The organism is Bacillus australimaris, assembly GCF_001307105.1.
GTDB classification, from domain to species: domain Bacteria; phylum Bacillota; class Bacilli; order Bacillales; family Bacillaceae; genus Bacillus; species Bacillus australimaris.
This window is the reverse complement of sequence record NZ_LGYN01000026.1, coordinates 382,959-400,051: the sequence shown is the minus strand read 5'-3', so window position 1 is coordinate 400,051 and position 17,093 is coordinate 382,959. Positions and strand designations below refer to the sequence as shown.

At 40.6% G+C, this 17,093-nt stretch carries 19 protein-coding genes and 2 riboswitches; of the genes, 13 read left to right on the top strand and 6 right to left on the bottom strand.

The window, feature by feature from the left end; genetic code table 11:
* Positions 1–64: 64 nt before the first annotated feature.
* The 3 genes from AKG37_RS13675 to AKG37_RS13670 are packed head-to-tail and all read left to right on the top strand — an operon-like array spanning position 65 to position 929.
* Entirely contained in the window at positions 65–583 is a 519-nt protein-coding gene (locus tag AKG37_RS13675; RefSeq protein WP_060699293.1) for a DUF421 domain-containing protein, read from the top strand.
* 6 nt (positions 584–589) lie between these two features.
* On the top strand, positions 590–754 hold the full coding sequence (locus AKG37_RS19030) for a hypothetical protein (RefSeq protein ID WP_162838484.1): 165 nt from the start codon (positions 590–592) through the stop codon (positions 752–754).
* A complete protein-coding gene (locus tag AKG37_RS13670) occupies positions 747–929 on the top strand; it encodes a hypothetical protein (protein ID WP_060699292.1) in 183 nt (60 codons plus the stop codon). The genes AKG37_RS19030 and AKG37_RS13670 overlap by 8 nt, the downstream gene beginning before the upstream one ends.
* Before the next feature lie 25 nt (positions 930–954).
* On the opposite strand, the gene AKG37_RS13665 is transcribed toward AKG37_RS13670, so the two are convergent.
* Positions 955–1,974: an acyltransferase family protein gene (locus AKG37_RS13665; protein WP_060699291.1), complete on the bottom strand. Its 1,020-nt coding sequence runs from the start codon at positions 1,972–1,974 to the stop codon at positions 955–957.
* Between the two features lie 293 nt (positions 1,975–2,267).
* Here AKG37_RS13665 and AKG37_RS13660 point away from each other — a divergent pair, with 293 nt between their 5' ends.
* From AKG37_RS13660 to AKG37_RS19025, 3 genes are all read left to right on the top strand, one after another.
* Positions 2,268–4,478, top strand: coding sequence for a PAS domain-containing sensor histidine kinase (locus AKG37_RS13660; RefSeq protein WP_060699290.1), 2,211 nt, complete (start codon positions 2,268–2,270; stop codon positions 4,476–4,478).
* Between the two features lies 1 nt (position 4,479).
* Positions 4,480–4,971, top strand: a complete 492-nt coding sequence (locus tag AKG37_RS13655; protein WP_060699289.1) for a methylated-DNA--[protein]-cysteine S-methyltransferase — start codon at positions 4,480–4,482, stop codon at positions 4,969–4,971.
* A gap of 89 nt (positions 4,972–5,060) precedes the next feature.
* A complete protein-coding gene (locus AKG37_RS19025) occupies positions 5,061–5,198 on the top strand; it encodes a hypothetical protein (protein WP_162838483.1) in 138 nt (45 codons plus the stop codon).
* A gap of 23 nt (positions 5,199–5,221) precedes the next feature.
* Here AKG37_RS19025 and mtnA read toward each other — a convergent pair whose 3' ends face one another.
* Positions 5,222–6,283, bottom strand: coding sequence for an S-methyl-5-thioribose-1-phosphate isomerase (gene mtnA, locus AKG37_RS13650; RefSeq protein ID WP_060699288.1), 1,062 nt, complete (start codon positions 6,281–6,283; stop codon positions 5,222–5,224).
* A gap of 6 nt (positions 6,284–6,289) precedes the next feature.
* On the bottom strand, positions 6,290–7,483 hold the full coding sequence (gene mtnK, locus AKG37_RS13645) for an S-methyl-5-thioribose kinase (RefSeq protein WP_060699287.1): 1,194 nt from the start codon (positions 7,481–7,483) through the stop codon (positions 6,290–6,292).
* A gap of 80 nt (positions 7,484–7,563) precedes the next feature.
* A riboswitch (SAM riboswitch) is annotated at positions 7,564–7,721 on the bottom strand.
* 164 nt (positions 7,722–7,885) lie between these two features.
* Here mtnK and AKG37_RS13640 point away from each other — a divergent pair.
* The 6 genes from AKG37_RS13640 to AKG37_RS13615 all read left to right on the top strand — a co-directional run bounded on the left by AKG37_RS13640 (position 7,886) and on the right by AKG37_RS13615 (position 12,934).
* Positions 7,886–9,076: a pyridoxal phosphate-dependent aminotransferase gene (locus tag AKG37_RS13640; RefSeq protein WP_060699286.1), complete on the top strand. Its 1,191-nt coding sequence runs from the start codon at positions 7,886–7,888 to the stop codon at positions 9,074–9,076.
* A 44-nt stretch (positions 9,077–9,120) separates the two neighbouring features.
* Positions 9,121–9,222, top strand: a riboswitch (SAM riboswitch).
* 103 nt (positions 9,223–9,325) lie between these two features.
* Positions 9,326–10,546 (top strand): 2,3-diketo-5-methylthiopentyl-1-phosphate enolase, encoded by a 1,221-nt coding sequence (mtnW, locus tag AKG37_RS13635; protein WP_060699285.1) that lies wholly within the window; start codon positions 9,326–9,328, stop codon positions 10,544–10,546.
* The gene (locus tag AKG37_RS13630; RefSeq protein ID WP_060699284.1) at positions 10,547–11,242 is read left to right on the top strand and encodes a 2-hydroxy-3-keto-5-methylthiopentenyl-1-phosphate phosphatase; all 696 of its coding nucleotides are present in this window, start codon (positions 10,547–10,549) and stop codon (positions 11,240–11,242) included.
* Positions 11,206–11,844, top strand: a complete 639-nt coding sequence (locus AKG37_RS13625) for a methylthioribulose 1-phosphate dehydratase (RefSeq protein WP_060699283.1) — start codon at positions 11,206–11,208, stop codon at positions 11,842–11,844. Before AKG37_RS13630 ends, AKG37_RS13625 begins: the two co-directional genes overlap by 37 nt.
* Positions 11,845–11,860: 16 nt before the next feature.
* Positions 11,861–12,391 (top strand): 1,2-dihydroxy-3-keto-5-methylthiopentene dioxygenase, encoded by a 531-nt coding sequence (locus AKG37_RS13620; protein ID WP_060699282.1) that lies wholly within the window; start codon positions 11,861–11,863, stop codon positions 12,389–12,391.
* A 300-nt stretch (positions 12,392–12,691) separates the two neighbouring features.
* Positions 12,692–12,934: an aspartyl-phosphate phosphatase Spo0E family protein gene (locus AKG37_RS13615; RefSeq protein WP_060699281.1), complete on the top strand. Its 243-nt coding sequence runs from the start codon at positions 12,692–12,694 to the stop codon at positions 12,932–12,934.
* A 46-nt stretch (positions 12,935–12,980) separates the two neighbouring features.
* Here AKG37_RS13615 and AKG37_RS13610 read toward each other — a convergent pair whose 3' ends face one another.
* On the bottom strand, positions 12,981–14,486 hold the full coding sequence (locus AKG37_RS13610; protein ID WP_060699280.1) for an ATP-binding protein: 1,506 nt from the start codon (positions 14,484–14,486) through the stop codon (positions 12,981–12,983).
* 205 nt (positions 14,487–14,691) lie between these two features.
* On the opposite strand from AKG37_RS13610, the gene mhqR reads away from it, so the two are divergent.
* On the top strand, positions 14,692–15,147 hold the full coding sequence (mhqR, locus tag AKG37_RS13605) for a MarR family transcriptional regulator MhqR (RefSeq protein ID WP_058337420.1): 456 nt from the start codon (positions 14,692–14,694) through the stop codon (positions 15,145–15,147).
* A gap of 29 nt (positions 15,148–15,176) precedes the next feature.
* On the opposite strand, the gene motB is transcribed toward mhqR, so the two are convergent.
* Positions 15,177–15,941: a flagellar motor protein MotB gene (motB, locus tag AKG37_RS13600; RefSeq protein WP_060699279.1), complete on the bottom strand. Its 765-nt coding sequence runs from the start codon at positions 15,939–15,941 to the stop codon at positions 15,177–15,179.
* Positions 15,934–16,728 (bottom strand): flagellar motor stator protein MotA, encoded by a 795-nt coding sequence (gene motA / locus AKG37_RS13595; RefSeq protein WP_060699278.1) that lies wholly within the window; start codon positions 16,726–16,728, stop codon positions 15,934–15,936. The genes motB and motA overlap by 8 nt, the downstream gene beginning before the upstream one ends.
* Positions 16,729–17,093 lie beyond the last annotated feature (365 nt).

The window sequence follows — 17,093 nt, the reverse complement described above, 5'->3', positions numbered from 1 at the left end:
CCATTATCTAACTGGCTAAATCACATGAGATGTTCGCAATCTATAGGTAAGAGGTGAACGAGACGTGCTGGATGTGTTATGGAAAGCAATTGTCATGCTGCTAGTTGGTACCTTGCTGCTGAGAATAGCAGGGCCTAAATCCATTAGTCAATTAACTGTACAACAGACTGTGATCATGATTTCAATCGGATCGATTATTATCCAACCCTTTATTGAACATAATTTACTTGAAACCATTTATGCAGCTACCATCTTTATTGTGGCACTTGTCATTATGGAGAAGCTGTCGATTCAATCTGATTTCTTTGAAAAATTGCTTTCAGGCAAATCGGTCGTGATTTTACAGGATGGCGAAATGCTTGATCATAAGCTGAAGAAAACAAGGCTCACAAGGGATCAATTCAAAATGCGCTTAAAGCAGCAAGGCATCACGGACATCAGCAGTCTCAAAAAAGCTACGCTAGAAGCCAATGGACAAATTGGCTATGAGTTAAAACCTGAGGAAAAGCCAGTGACGGTCAAGCAAATGAAGGAACTGTTTGACCAATTAAGAGAAGAACTAAACATGTCAAAAAAGGACTGATTTTAGATGAAAAGAAAAGCAGCGAAAAACGAAGCACTAACAAATAATATGACTCCGACAGAAAGCATGGCGCATGATCAAGGACAAACCCAATTTGACGAACACTCAAGAGATCGTCAGGCAAACCGAAATTCTCATAAAGGGAAACAAGGGGGTGCATCTCGTGACTAAAAAGCATGTAAAGAGTAAAGAGATGAAGGACCATAAAAAGCCGATGGACCCAGATGTTCTAGAAGAGGAATTTGGCAGTGAGCTTGGAGATATCAACAGCAGCAAATGGATTGATACGTTGGTGAAGCCAAATAAAGATGCGGAATGTCGCACTGAAAAACGGAATGGAAAATAAAAAACGATCCAATGAGGATCGTTTTTTATTTGATATAACTGCTTTGCCTGCCGGTGATTGATCGCATGAGATTAGTCATTTTGAGCTCAATCACTGGCTGTGCAACGGTTTTGACAAAGGTGCTGGACAGGGTAAAGGTTAACAGAATGGTCAGCAGCAATAAAATCAGTACACTTGCGGCATTTAGTGCCCAGTCATCAAACCAAATTGTTCTAAGCAGTTTGATCACAAAGCCATGTAATAAATAAACATATAACGTTCTTGTGCCCCATTTTGTAAAGAAGAAACGGCGTGTTGGAACTAATGCAAAAAAGCTAAAAGTAGCCCCAAATGCAAGCAAATACCATGCCATGCGTTTCATTGCCGCAATCATTCCTTCATCCCCAAGTGAAGCATATGACTTTGATCCAAATAAGAAGGAATAATCAAATTCATAGAAATAGCAAAATAAGAACACAGCCATCAATACAAAAAGTGCTGCTAGTTTTCCTTTGCTTGTACGGATGAATTCAAAGTGCTGCTTTTTTAAATAGAAACCAGCTAAAAACATAGGCAAAAAGACAAACGTACGCGATAAGCTGAGCGTATTGCTGATGCTGTCCACATAACCGACAAGTAACGCAATCGATAAACTGACGATCATTGCCCAGTGGAACGGCAGATTTGAAAAAGGAATGAGGAGCAAATTCCAAAAGAATAAACTAATTAAGAACCATAAAGACCATTGCGGATCAATGGGGTTTAAATTGGTCATGCTTTGATCCTGTAAGAGATAATAGTAAACAGAATAGATCACCTGGAAAATTAAATATGGGATGATCAGCTTAACGGCGACTTTTTTCATAAAGCCCGGTTTTCTAAATCCTTTTGCAAAAAAGCCGGAAACTAAGATAAAGGCGGGCATATGAAAGGTATAAATAAACTTGTATAAATAGAGCATCCAATCATTATCATGAATGAATGATCGTAACAAATGACCAAAAACAACTAGAAAAATCAGAAGGAATTTCGCATTATCAAAATAACTATCTCTTGAGGATGCCATAACATCACCTTTCCTGCTTGATTTAAAACATAAATGTTATAAGTGCACTGTTCCCTTATTTGCCTCATTCTAAAATACATTTTGGCTCAATTCGCTATTTGATTTGAAATTGTAGAATGGCTGTAAAACAAGTGTAAGAAAAGTGAACCGTTATACAATCCTGTCATTCAAATGAAATAAAAGAGACAGTCTTCACGTAAAAAGATATCTTTTTTTATGAGTCGAATGAAGGAACAATGAAAATATTGTAGAAATATTGTAGAGGAATGAGGCTGGAAAAGGAGTGTAAGAGAATGACTGAAACGCTCGATGGCAAAAGGTTAACACCTGATGGAGATATCAGAAAATTAGAAAAAGAGAACGAATATTTGCGTACTGAGTTGATGCAGCAGAAAATGCTGTTGAATAAGACGCTCGATGCTATTTTTATATTTGATCAGCACCTCAACATTATCCAAGCCAACGAAGCAACATGCAGGCTTGTACAGACACCGAAAGAAGACCTCCTCAATAAATCCGTTCTAGATTTCCTATACGGCATTCCGAAAGATAAAATTGAATGTTCACTCGATCTTTTTTTTCGAAAAGGTACGTTAAAAAGAGAAATCTCCATTCAGCTTGAAAGTGGTGAAACAAAATACATTGAATTTGTTGCAGAGCATGACGTCGTGAATCAGCAATATATTGTGGTCATGCGAGACATTTCCTCCAAAAAAATATTAGAACGAGAACGCTCCATGAATGAGCAACTGTTCAAAGATTTGTTTGACCGAGCGATCGATGGAATGGTCATTTTTGATCAGGATGGCTGCATGATCGATGCCAATCATTCTTTTTGTCAGAGCTTTGAGCTGCAAAAGACGGATTTAACCGATCGCTATTTACATGAATTTGTCGAAGAAGAAAATCTCCCAGCTTTGCAGCACCTTTTAATATCACTTAAAGAAACAGGGAAAGCAAAAGGGGAGCTTCCTGTTACCCTTCAATCTGGCCAGCAAAAATTATTTGAACTCACCATTACATCAAATGTGATGAGTGGTTTTTATATGTCCATCATGCGGGATATTACAGAAAAAAGGTTAATGGAAGAAAAGTTGTTAAAAAGTGAAGAACGCTTTAGAGAAATTTTCGAAAATGCAATGGATGCTATCATTATATGGGCGGACGATGGGGAGATTGTGAGAGCCAATGAATCAGCCTGCCGAATTTTTGAATTACCTATGCACTCACTGATTGGCAAGAAACTCACCGACTTTCTCGTGAAATCTGATAAGAGATATAGGCCAACGAGAAGACGGTATTTCCGGAATCATGAAATAAGGGAAGAGCTTTTGTTCAAAATGGCAAATGGGCAATTTAAAGAGCTTGAGTTTACATCAAAGCATGCGGTGTTAGAAGGACAGCACTTAACCATTTTACGTAATGTAAGTGATCGAAAAAGAATGGAGCAGGAGCTGCGCGAAAATGAGCTAAAATTCCGAAAAGTATTTAACGGCTCAATGGATGGCATTGTTCTTTTTGATAATCAATACCGCATCATTGAAGTCAATCCACCTGCAAGCGAGCTGCTCCAATTGAAAGACGATCATCTAACGGAAATGAATCTTTTCCACATCCTTGCGCCGTATCAAATTGAAAATTTGGCGGAGCCTGCTCAGGCGATGTCATTAGATGAAATGGACAATGAGGTTCCGTTTGTATTGAACCATCCAGATCAGCGTATATTGGAATTCTCATTTAAACGAAACATTATCCATAATATGAATTTAGCAATCTTTAGAGATGTGACAGAGCGGAAGGAATTAGAAGAACGGGTGAGAAAATCAGATACCCTTCATGTGGTCGGAGAGCTTGCCGCTGGAATTGCTCATGAAATTAGAAACCCGATGACAGCTTTAAAAGGCTTCATTCAGCTGTTAAAAGGAAATATAGAAGGGGAGTATTCGCTCTATTTCAATGTCATCACATCAGAGCTTAAAAGAATTGAATCCATCATCACAGAATTTTTGATTTTAGCGAAGCCGCAAGCCATTGTTTATGAAGAAAAAAATGTCGTGCAAATTGTGAAAGACACGATGGATCTCCTGCACGCTCAGGCGAATCTCGGCAATGTTCAAATGCATCTCAATGTGCTGGATGAGATTCCGCTGATTTATTGTGAACAAAACCAATTAAAACAGGTGTTTATTAATATTTTAAAAAATGCAATTGAAGTCATGCCGCGCAAAGGAAATGTCTATGTGAGCATTCAGCGGAAGGGTGAGGAGCATATTGTCATTTCACTGAGAGATGAAGGCTGCGGAATGGCTGAGGATAAGCTAAAGCGTCTAGGTGAACCCTTTTATACAACGAAAGAAAGAGGAACTGGACTTGGTTTAATGGTTAGTTATAAAATTATAGAAGAGCATCAAGGAACCATTGAGGTAGAAAGTGAGGAAGGCGTAGGGACCGTCTTCCATCTTACGCTGCCATTAAGGCAGCAGAAACAAGAAGGAGAGCAGTAACGTGTATTATACCGTCTATCAAGCACCTATTGGGGCATTATACATACTAGAAAAGGACGGTGCCATCATCGAGGTGATGTTTGATGATGAGCCGTTTTTAGCAAAAACACAAGCAGCCCATGTAGAAAAAGCAGATACGCCTGTTTTACAAGAAGCGAAAAAGCAGCTGGATGAATATTTCAAGGGTGAGCGTCAAGTATTCGATCTCCCGCTTAAGCAAACGGGTTCTCCGTTCCAAGAGCAGGTGTGGGAAGCACTATCAGCTATTCCATACGGTGAATCAAAAAGCTATGCAGACATTGCAGAGGCGATTGGGAATCCAAAGGCTGTGAGAGCCATAGGACAAGCGAATAGACGCAATGCATTACCTATTTTTATCCCGTGTCACAGAGTCATTGGAAAAGACCGGTCTCTGACGGGTTATGCAGGAACGAAGACAAACATGAAAGCGGTCCTGCTTGAATTAGAGGGCATCCCATTTGTTCAAAAATAAATCGATTGACCTGTTCCAAATGTTTGTCAAGCGACATATCCTTTTATTAAGCTAAAAAAGTTGGTTGAGGGAAAAAGGAGGGCGCTAGCATGTTTTGGGGCAAAAAATCTAAAGTGTATGCTGTTACGTCATTATGTGTCAAAATGAACGTCTTAACAGAAGCACAGAAAAAAGAAATTTTAGCAAAAACAAATCAAGAAACAAAAAAGCGCGGTGCTCTTAAATAACAAGAACACGGCGCTTTTTGTTGTCATTGTGAAATGCTTTCGGCGAAAAGAGCATCAATCTCTTTTGCATAGTTAGATGTGATAATTCCCTTTTCTGTAATGATGCCTGAAATGAGGTGGGAAGGAGTGACATCAAAGGCGGGGTTGAATACTTGCACATCAGGTGGTGCAATCGGGATACCGTTTAATTCCTTTACTTCCAGCGGGTCGCGCTCTTCAATCGGAATATCTGACCCGTCGAGGGTGGATACATCAAAGGTTGAAAGCGGTGCTGCTACAAAAAATGGAATGTGAAAATGCTTGGCTAGAACGGCAAGACCTAACGTTCCAATTTTATTCGCTGTATCTCCATTACGGGCGATGCGATCAGCTCCAACAATGACAGCGGAAATTTGCTTTTCTTTCATCGTATGGGCGGCCATGTTATCTGTAATGAGCGTCACATCTACGCCTCCTTGCATGAGCTCCCAAGTTGTCAGTCTGGCGCCTTGAAGAACAGGGCGTGTTTCGCATGCATAAATGTGAAGATTAAGATTTTTCTTTTTGGCTAAATAAAAAGGGGCAAGAGCTGTTCCGTACCGGCTCGTTGCGATGGAGCCTGCATTACAAATGGTCATGATTCGGTCACCTGATTTAAAGAGCTGCAGTGCATTTTGACCGATTTGTCTGCATGTTTCTTCATCTTCAATTTGAATTTGAATGGCTTCATGAACAAGGTCTGTTTTGGCCGCATTCACTGACGCTGCACGCTCAATGCGCTGCAACAATCGGTCTAATGCCCATGCAAGGTTCACAGCAGTTGGACGAGCACTGTTTAAATATTCTTTGATTCGAATGACTTCTTGTTTAAAAACATCAATTTCTTCTGTCTCAATTGCTTGGGCACTAAGCGCAAGCCCAAAAGCTGCTGTAATGCCAATCGCAGGTGCACCGCGTACTTTTAAAGTCACAATCGCATCATACACATCTTCCTTTGTATATAAATGCTCAAATACCGTTTCGGTCGGTAATTTTTGTTGATTCAAGATGTTAATATAGTTTTCTTCCCATTCGACAGAACGGGGAACTTCAAATTCTTTTGACAAAACCCGTCACTCCTTTACAGATGGCTGGAATAATGCGACGAGGTCAGACGCTGTTTCCACTGCATGATATTGTTTGATAAATGTTTTTCCGAGCGTCAGTGCTGCTTTTTTCTGCTGAATCCGTCTAGTTGGTGATGGAATCGCATCAAGGTCAGCCGCATGAGCAAGACCAATTGTTCGGCGAACAAGCTCACAGCCGGCAAAGCCTGTCGCTTCTTTTAAAATACGGTTAAAGGTTGTTTCTAAAAAGCTGTCCGATACACTAAACGCTTCAATGCTGTCTTCCTTCCAAGCCTTTGTGAACACTTCTTTGAATGTAGCCCATACATTGACGACATGGTCAAAAAGGTGCTGCTGCTCGTGTTCATTTTCACGAGATAAAGCATTCAGGAACAGGTTAGCGATAAAGTGGCCGATATCGAATCCAAATGGACCGTAAAAAGCGAATTCTGGATCAATGATTTTTGTTTCAGTCTCACTTGCAAAAATACTGCCTGTATGAAGATCTCCATGCACCAATGTTTCAGCTGATGTCAGGAAGATACGCTTTAGTTCTGCTGCTTTGGCTTGCACGTCAAGATCTGCCCAAAGCGCTTCTGCGGATTCTCTTAATTCTTCTTCAAAGTCATTTGTTTCACTATTAAAGAAAGGGTCTGTGAAGACGAGTTTTTCTGTGATATCACAAAGGTCAGGGTTCGTAAATTGCTTCACAAATTGTTTTTTGATTTTAGGGTCTGTGGCAAAGTCAGATGTGTAAAAAAGTGTTTTTCCTAAAAATTCTCCAACATGGTCGGATAAATGCGGATATTGTTTTCCGGCAATTAGCCCTTTTCTGACGATTTCTAAGTGTGAGAGATCCTCCATGGCTGTCACAGCAAGAGCTGTATCTGAATAATAGACCGCTGGTACGAGGTGAGGCGCATATTCTGACTGCTTAATCAGGGCAGCACTTTCAATTCTTGCGCGGTCTAATGTAAGCGGCCAGCTCTCCCCAACCACCTTTGCATAGGGGAGTGCCTGCTTGATGATCAATCCTTTTTCTTGTTTGTGATCAAAAATATGAAAGACGTAATTTAAATTCCCGTCACCGATTTCAGTACATGTCAAATGACTGCTTTTTTGGATCAAACCAAGTCTAATTGCAAGTGCAACTGCCGAGCTTTCTGTTAATTCTTCATATGATGCCGTAAGTGTAACCAATTGCTTCCCCTCCAAATCATATAAAAAAGCCTCTTTCTCCTGAGAGAAAGAGGCTTGATAGCGTGTATGCTCAAAGCCTCTCTTATCTCTCAGCACATACGTCTGATGGAATTAGCACCGTGCCCTATAAGACAATTGTCTTGGCGCTTGACTTGCTGCGCCCCACTTCACAGTGGTATTAACGGTCGGTTGCTGTTGGGGTCAAAAGGCCAAATCCCTCGCCCAACTCTCGATAAGAGAAATCAATATGTAATTGTTTCATGTTTGTTTGCATTTCTTAATTCAAGATATTATCAGAGCGGCGCTTAACATGTCAATCTTTTTTCAAAATTGCTTTACAATTCATAAAACAATCCATTACAGTGATTGTATTGTCACGTAACTTGAATAGAAGGTGAAGAAATGGAATTCCAGCAATCAGATGTGTTAAAACAATTACCAAAACAATTTTTTGCATCCCTTGTCCAAAAGGTACAAAAAAAAGTGCAGGAAGGGGCTGATATCATTAATTTGGGGCAGGGAAATCCTGATCAGCCAACCCCTCCGCATATTGTAAAAGCCATGCAGGAAGCGGTAGAAAAGCCTGAAAATCATCAATACTCTTCATTTCGCGGAACAGCAAAATTAAAAGAGGCCGCTGCCGCCTTTTATAAAAGAGAATATGGCGTCACGCTTGATCCAAAGACAGAAATTGCGATTTTATTTGGCGGGAAAGCAGGACTGGTTGAGCTGCCGCAATGTCTGCTGAATCCGGGTGATACGCTTCTTGTCCCTGATCCTGGATATCCTGATTATTGGTCAGGCGCCGTGCTTGCTGGGGCTCATATGGTGACCATGCCTCTTCTTGAAAAGAATGGGTTTTTACCTGACTACGATTTGCTGTCTGAAGACGATAAGAAAAAGGCAAAGTTAATGTACTTAAATTACCCGAACAATCCGACGGGGGCTACGGCAGACCGTGCATTTTTTGAAGAAACCGTGTCGTTTGCGAAAGATCACAAGCTATGTGTTGTCCATGATTTTGCATATGGCGGCATTGGATTTGATGGAGAAAAGCCGATCAGTTTTTTGCAAGTAGAAGGAGCGAAAGAGACGGGAATTGAAATTTACACACTGTCAAAAACGTACAATATGGCAGGCTGGAGAGTAGGATTTGCAGTAGGGAATCGGTCTGTGATTGAAGCGATTGAGCTTTATCAGGATCATCTGTTTGTCTCACTATTTAAAGCAACTCAAGATGCAGCAGCGGAAGCCTTGTTAAGCGATCAAACGTGTGTACAGGTTCAAAATGATCGATATGAGAAGAGGCGGAATGTGTGGATTGCTGCCTGCAAGGAAATTGGCTGGGATGTCAGTGCACCGAAGGGATCCTTTTTTGCTTGGTTAAAGGTGCCGGAAGGATATACGTCTGAAGCTTTTTCTGACTTATTATTAGAGAAAGCACATGTTGTCGTGGCACCGGGGAATGGCTTTGGTGCTCACGGTGAAGGGTACGTGAGAGTAGGGCTTTTAACAAGTGAGGAACGGTTACAAGAAGCCGCTCAGCGCATCGCTGCCCTGAAGCTGTTTGAAAAAAAGCCATTGACAACATAAAAAAATGGTGCGATAATTCAGGCAATATTTAAGAAAATTGAATATTCTTATCAAGAGTAGGCAGAGGGACTAGCCCAATGAAGCCCGGCAACCGACTTCCATGAAGCACGGTGCTAATTCTTGCAGCAAGCGCTGAGAGATAAGATTCGGATGATTTTACACGAAACAACCTCTTTAAGGCGCTGATGAAGCACTTGAAGAGGTTTTTTTATTGAACATATGCATGACGCAATCGAAAGGGGATTCCTAGTGAGTGAATTACTGGCAACATACGTATTAACACATCGAGAGGATGAACAAATAAACCGAAAAGCGGAGCAGATCGCGCTTGGTTTAACAGTTGGATCATGGACGGATTTGCCGCAGCTCAAAAAGGAGCAGCTTCAAAAGCACAAAGGCCGAGTAGAAAGAATTTCAGAGAAGGTGGCTCCAGCCGAAAATGGTCTATATCAATCAGAGGTGACCATTGCTTATCCTGAGGTAAACTTTTCAGCTGATTTACCAGCTGTTTTCACGACGATTTTTGGAAAGCTGTCACTAGACGGAAAAGTGAAGCTAGTCGATATCCAATTTTCTGAAGGGTTAAAAAAAAGCCTGCCAGGCCCGGTATTTGGAATTGATGGCATACGAAAAAAGGTAGACGTGTTTGATCGTCCATTATTGATGAGTATCTTTAAAGGCGTCATTGGCCGTGATATGGCAGATTTAAAAGAGCAGCTCCGTTTACAGGCATTAGGAGGGGTTGACTTCATTAAAGACGATGAAATTTTATTTGAAAGTCCATTAGCCCCTTTTGAGGAACGGATCAAAGAAGGAAAACAGATTTTAAAAGAAACATATGAAGAGACAGGGCACCGAACGCTGTATGCGGTCAATTTAACGGGCAGAACCTTTGACCTGAAGGATCGAGCGAGAAAGGCTGCTGAACTCGGAGCAGATGCGCTCTTATTCAATGTCTTTGCCTACGGGCTTGATGTGATGCAAAGCTTAGCTGAGGACCCAGATATTCCATTGCCTATTATGGCGCATCCCGCAGTGAGCGGTGCATTGACATCCTCTCCTGAATATGGATTCTCACATTCTCTTCTTTTAGGAAAATTAAATCGATATGCTGGTGCTGACTTGAGCCTCTTTCCCTCACCTTATGGATCGGTTGCACTTGCTAAAAAGCATGCCCTTGGAATCTACGAAGCTTGCGTAAAAGAGGATACGGTTCAAAAAACATTCCCGGTACCGTCAGCAGGCATTCATCCTGGAATGGTTCCTGTATTGATGAAAGATTTTGGACTTGATCATGTGATTAACGCAGGTGGAGGTATTCATGGACATCCGCGGGGAGCCATCGGTGGAGGGAAGGCATTTCGTTCGATCATTGATGCAGTGATTCATGAAGAGTCGATCGAGGATAAGGCAGCTTCTTGCCAAGATTTAAAAGCGGCACTTGATCTTTGGGGAAGGGTAGCAGAATAAATGAAAAAACCAATTGTATGTTGCGATTTTGATGGAACAATTACGAAAAATGATAATATCATCCGTATCATGAAACAGTTTGCACCAAGTGAATGGGTGAAGCTGAAGGATGGGGTCCTGTCAAAGGAGATCACCATTCAAGAAGGCGTCGGGCAGATGTTTCAATTACTGACGAGCGATCAGAAGGAAGCCATTCAGTCATTTATTTTAGAGGATACGGAGATTCGAGAAGGATTCAAACAATTTGTGGATGAGGTAAAAAAAGCAGACATTCCTTTCTATGTACTTAGCGGCGGTATGGACTTTTTTGTCTACCCCATTCTCGAAGGTCTTGTTGATCTAGACGATATTTTTTGCAACCATGCGTCATTTGGGGAAGAACATATTCAGATTGAATGGCCGCATGCCTGTGATTCACAATGTCAAAATGGCTGCGGATGCTGCAAGCCCTCGATCATTCGAGAGCTGACTCATGAAAATGACTTCATCATCATGATCGGAGATTCAGTGACCGATGTAGAGGCAGCGAAACATGCGGATCTCACGTTTGCGCGAGATTACTTGCTCAATGAATGTAAAGAGCTTGGGCTCGTACATAAGGAGTATGACACATTTGTTGATTTACACACGCAATTTGTTCAAATAAAGGAAGTGAAGGAATGGCAGACGCAAAAAGCAAACGCTGGCAGGAGCTAGCAGACGTTAAACGTGAACTGGCACAAAGAGACTGGTTTTTCGGAACAAGCGGAAATTTATCGATCAAGGTGTCGGATGATCCAACCACGTTTTTGGTGACGGCAAGCGGCAAAGATAAACGAAAAGAAACGAACGAAGATTTTCTGTTAGTGAATGCGGAAGGCCAGCCTCACGATCCGAACGAATCACTTAGACCATCTGCTGAAACATTGCTTCACACATATGTGTATGAGCGGACGAAAGCAGGCTGCTGTCTGCATGTCCATACAATCGATAATAATGTGGTGTCTGAGCTGTATGGGGATAAGGGTGAGATTCGTTTTAAAGGCAATGAAATCATTAAAGCACTTGGTTATTGGGAAGAGGATGCAGAAGTGTCGATTCCGATTATTGAAAATCCAGCTCATATTCCGCATCTTGCAGAGCAATTTGCAAAACATCTGACAGAAGAGTCGGCATCAGGTGCTGTGCTCATTCGCAATCACGGCATCACGGTTTGGGGAAAAACGGCCTTTGAAGCAAAACGAGTATTAGAGGCGTATGAATTTTTATTTAGCTATCACTTAAAATTAAAGCTTTATCAAAAGCAGCTTGTTAGATAAAAAGGAGGAAAAGCACATGGCGACAATTTTGATTCATAACGAAGAGAACACAGTACTTGAGAACGAGCAAGAGGTAGCAGCATATTTAGAAAACCAAGAGGTCATTTATGAACATTGGGATATTGAAAAACTGCCAAGCCGTTTATCAGAAAAGTATGATTTATCCGATGAAGAAAAGGAAGAGATTTTAACGGTTTTTCAAAAAGAAATCCAAAGTATATCTGAAAAAAGAGGGTACAAAGCGCAGGATGTGATTTCATTATCTGATGCCACGCCAAATCTTGATGACTTGCTCCAAAACTTTAAACGTGAGCACCACCATACAGATGACGAAGTACGCTTTATTGTGAGCGGACACGGAATCTTTGCTATTCAAGGCAAGGACGGCGTCTTTTTTGATGTAAGACTCAACCCGGGCGATTTAATTTCTGTTCCGCCAAATATTCGTCATTACTTTACACTTCAAGAGGATCGCAAAGTGGTCGCAGTTCGCATATTTGTCACAACTGAGGGCTGGGTGCCAATTTACGAGGAAGAAACGGTTTAATAAAGGAGCTGATCATTCCGTATGAGTCGGAAGGTCAGCTTTTTTTTAGGGAAATAGACATAAAATGAGAAAGAAAATAGTTGATTTTGATCTTCTGCATAGGATAAAATTCTGTTTAATCAACGTGTCAGTCCTGTCCAAATTTGAAGTTTACCCCCAAATTTGATTGGGTAAAAGGTCTTTAGGCTGTAAAAAATTAAATAAAATAAGCATATTTAATTTAATTTACAAATAAAGTATAATTTTGATGTCGGATCATTTTGAGCATAGACAGTCGAAATCATTGCGGGAGCTGAGATCATGAATATTTATGTAAGGAAAGAACAATTGCTGATGTCCATTGATGAGAAGAGAAAGCAGATGGTGGAAGCTGCTCAAGTAGAGGGCTACACTGGTGAGACGACAATTAAATATAGTCAAGAATTGGACAACTTGATGAATGAGTATCAGCATCTTCTTTTTCATGAGAAGCAATCTGTTGCATCCTTTCATGATCTTGTATCTCAAATGAGTCTTTTATCTGTGAACCGCCCCTCTTATTGACATGAAAAACCGGTCTTGCATAAGCAAAACCGGCTGTATTCTTCAGCTATACTGAGTGAGCAGAAGGAAGCGTGATAATGACAGTTGTTCCTTTATTCACTTCACTTTGAATATCAATGGTCCCTCCATACATCGAAATGATTCGTTTACACACAACAAGCCCAAGACCTGTGCCTTTTTCCTTCGACGTAATAAAAGGGAGGAAGATATGCTTTAACATCTCTTCAGTTATGCCTTCACCCGTATCTTTCACTTTAATGATGACATGTTCTTTTTCAGCCTCAATTAAAATCTTCAAATGACCGCCGTTTGGCATCGCTTCTAAAGAGTTCTTCGCTACATTTAAGACGACTTGTTTAATATGATCCTTCGTGCAATATACGCCAACATCTTGAATCGTATTAATTTGCAAATCCACCTCGACATTATAAAGGTTCGCTTCAGAGAAAACGATCGGCATGATCTCACTGACAATTTCTTTGACAGAGTTATTCTGCCATTTTTCTGCCGTTGGTTTTCCTAATACAAGAAATTCACTGACGATTTGGTTGATCCGTTTAATTTCTTCCTCGATGACAGAAAAATAAAGCTGATCTTCTTCAGAATGATATTTCTTTTGCAAGAGCTGGATAAATCCGCTGATCCCTGTTAATGGGTTGCGAATTTCGTGCGCCGTACTTGCTGCGAGGGTTCCGATCAATTCAAGCTTTTGCGCTTCGTTTTGATGACGCTCCTGCTGAGTTTGCCGCCGTAACACGATGTATTGGACAAGTGTGAATAAAATATTTAATAAAATAAAAGCACTGGATAAAGGGATGAGCATAACAGATAGCACTTCACTTGTTGAAGCGCGCTGCGGAAAGACCTCCAGCTTCCAGCTGTTTTCATCTAAATATGTAGACACGGTGCTGTCATTTTCGGATACTAGCTGTGGACCACTTGTAAACACGACATGTCCATTTTGATTCAGCATCTTAAAATGAAGATCAGGGTTCAATACATTCATAATATTTCTTAAATAATCAATTTGAATGGCGGCAACCAGCACATTGGTGACGTCTTCGTTTTCATCAAGGACAGGCACACATATGGAGAGAATCCGCTGCTTTGTAATTCGACTCACATAGTTATCTGTGATCACGGTCTGCTTGCTCACTTGAATGCGTTTAAAGTAATCTCTGAAAGATAGATTGATTTTTTCCTTTAAAGGTGTCGTGCTTGCTGTTACATTTCCTTTTTTATCTAGGAGATACAGACCTGAAAAACGAGGTTCTTGTTTATAGATTTTGTCTAGGATGTTTTGTACTTTTTTCGTCTCAAGCGGCTGGTCAAATCCCATCGCAAGGGAAGTTAATCTCGCTTCAGTTTCACTAATTAAATAATTCATTTGGTTTTTGTGAATATTTAACATAAGTGTAGCAGTTTGTTTGTTTTTTAAATCGATTTTTTCAGTTTCTCTTTCGTAGATAAAATAACTAATGATTAGGGTTGGAATAATGACCAAAATAAGGTAAAGCCTGATCTTCTTCCAAAGCCCTTTCAGTATACTCATCATTCATCGCTCCAACGTATTACCTAATAGACTTATTATAGCATTGAACCTATCTTTATTACGATGACTTGTGTGATTTTTAAAAAATTAGGTGATTCGTTCTGGTCTCATTTTCATGCTAAAGATGGATCAAGATGTTGACATTTTACTTATTGTTTATTAATGTCACATTAGTGGGTTGCATTTCATAAAGGATGATAAAAAAATGGAAAATTATAATGTAGAGAAATCTTTGAAATTATTTATTGTATTATCACGTGCCTATCGCTCAATTAACCATCATATGAACAAACATATTGTGAAGCACGGACTGAATCCAACTGAATTTGCTGTACTAGAATTGCTGTATCATAAAGGTGATCAGCCGCTTCAGCAAATCGGTGATAAGATTTTACTTGCAAGCGGCAGCATCACGTATGTGGTCGATAAATTGGAGAAGAAAGAACTTCTCAGTCGTAAGGCTTGTGCAGAAGACCGCAGGGTGACCTTTGCGCATATTACCGAGCAGGGACGAGCTTTGCTTGATGACATCTTCCCAGACCATGCGAAAGAAATTCATGAGATGATCAGTGTCCTGAGTGAAGAAGAGAAGGATGCCTGCATCGATATGCTCAAGCATGTGGGACTGCGTGCAAAGCATTTATATGATCATAAAGAATAAATAAAAAAGGAAGCCGCTGGCTCCCTTTTTTATTTTGCTTTTTTCTCAATCGGTAAAATGAGTACTTCTACACGACGGTTTTTACTTCTGCCTTCTGCTGTATCATTTGAGGCAATCGGCTTGAATTCGCCATATCCTTTTGTGCTGAAATTCTCTTGATCTAGATTGCTGTTCTCAAGAAGAATATTTAAAAAGTTCACAGCACGAATGGCGCTTAAATACCAGTTGGATTCAAATTCCGAATTTCTGATCGGTACATTATCTGTATGTCCGCTAATGACTATGTCACGAGCAGGATTAATGACGAGCAGCTTTGAGATTTCTTTTGCTAATGGAACGTCTTGGGGGCGGATAACTGCCCGGCCAGAATCAAAAAAGATACTGTCTTCAATCGTAATTAGCAAACCTTCATCTGTAAGCTTTGTTTCGAGCTTAGAACCAAGTTTCTTATTGGCAATGAATGAATCCACTTGCTTTTTGACCTTTGTGAGAACGGCTTGATCTCGAGCCTTTGCTTCGGCTTCTTCATCTTCTTCGGCTGATTTCTTGGTTTGGTTGCTTTGTTCAGTTTCTTCCGTGCTTTGCATGCTAGATTGATCCATGACACCAGTACCACCAGTAAAAACCACATTAAAAGACTTAGCCATCTGTTCATATTTTGCCGCATCAATTGAACTAGATGCAAAAAGCACAATGAAGAGGGCGAGTAGAAGCGTTAGAAGATCGGCATAAGGGATAAGCCAAGATTCATCTACATGGTCTTCATGATCATGTTTTTTACGTTTCCTAGCCATTTTGATTTTCTCCTTCTTCAATGACAAGATTTGCACGTTCTTTTGCTGGTAAGTACATAAGAAGTTTTTGTTCAATGACTTTTGGAGATTGACCTTCAAGAACAGAAAGAATACCTTCGATCATAATCAGACGAAGCTTCACTTCTTCCTTTGATTTACGCTTCAGCTTGTTGGCAAATGGATGCCATAACACATACCCAGTAAAAATCCCAAGCAGTGTGGCTACGAAGGCAGCACTGATTGCATGTCCAAGTGCTTCAATATCTCCCATGTTTGCAAGTGCGGCAATAAGTCCGACAACCGCGCCAAGTACCCCTAGCGTCGGAGCGTATGTACCAGCTTGTGTAAAGATTAATGCGCCTGACTGATGTCTTTCAGACATGGCGTCGACTTCTTCTGTTAAGATGTCTCGAATAAATTCAGCACTTTGACCGTCAACTGCCATGCTTAAGCCATTTTTTAGAAAATCATCATCGACTTCCTCGAGACTTGCTTCTAATGCCAAAAGACCTTCACGGCGCGCAATTTGAGCCCAGTTTGAAAAGAGAGGGATCATCTCTTGAATGGATGGAAGCGGGCTGTCTTTAAAAATTTTACCGAACAATATTGGTGTTTTCTTAATTTCACTAGAAGGGAATGCGATGACAACAGCTGAAACCGTCCCAACAATGATGATCAATATAGCTGCCGGGTTGATAAGAGCGGTTAGACTCACACCTTTCAAGACCATGCCGACACCAAGTGCAATAAATGCTAAAATAATACCAATTAACGATGTTTTGTCCATTATCTCACCAAATCCTTTAACTATCTTTTTCTATAGTTAATATCGGTGTGTTCCAGAAGGGTTTTAGTCAGAATATAAAATTAAGCCACTTTATGTGAAGAAATTTTGACGAAAGCGCTTTCTATTTGCATAAAAAGAAACTCCCTCTCACATAAAGGGAGTTTCTTTTTAATCGTTTGGAGCTGTTTCATCTAAATGAAGCAGCTCTTTTAATTTTTCTTCATACATGATTTTGACAAGATCATAGCTCCAATTCATCATGTGATCCACCTCTTTTTCTTTTATCTTAAAGGAAAAGAGGCGGGGGAGCGTCGGCGTACAGATGGAACTTTGACACCGCCACATGATGGAGATGCATATCATCC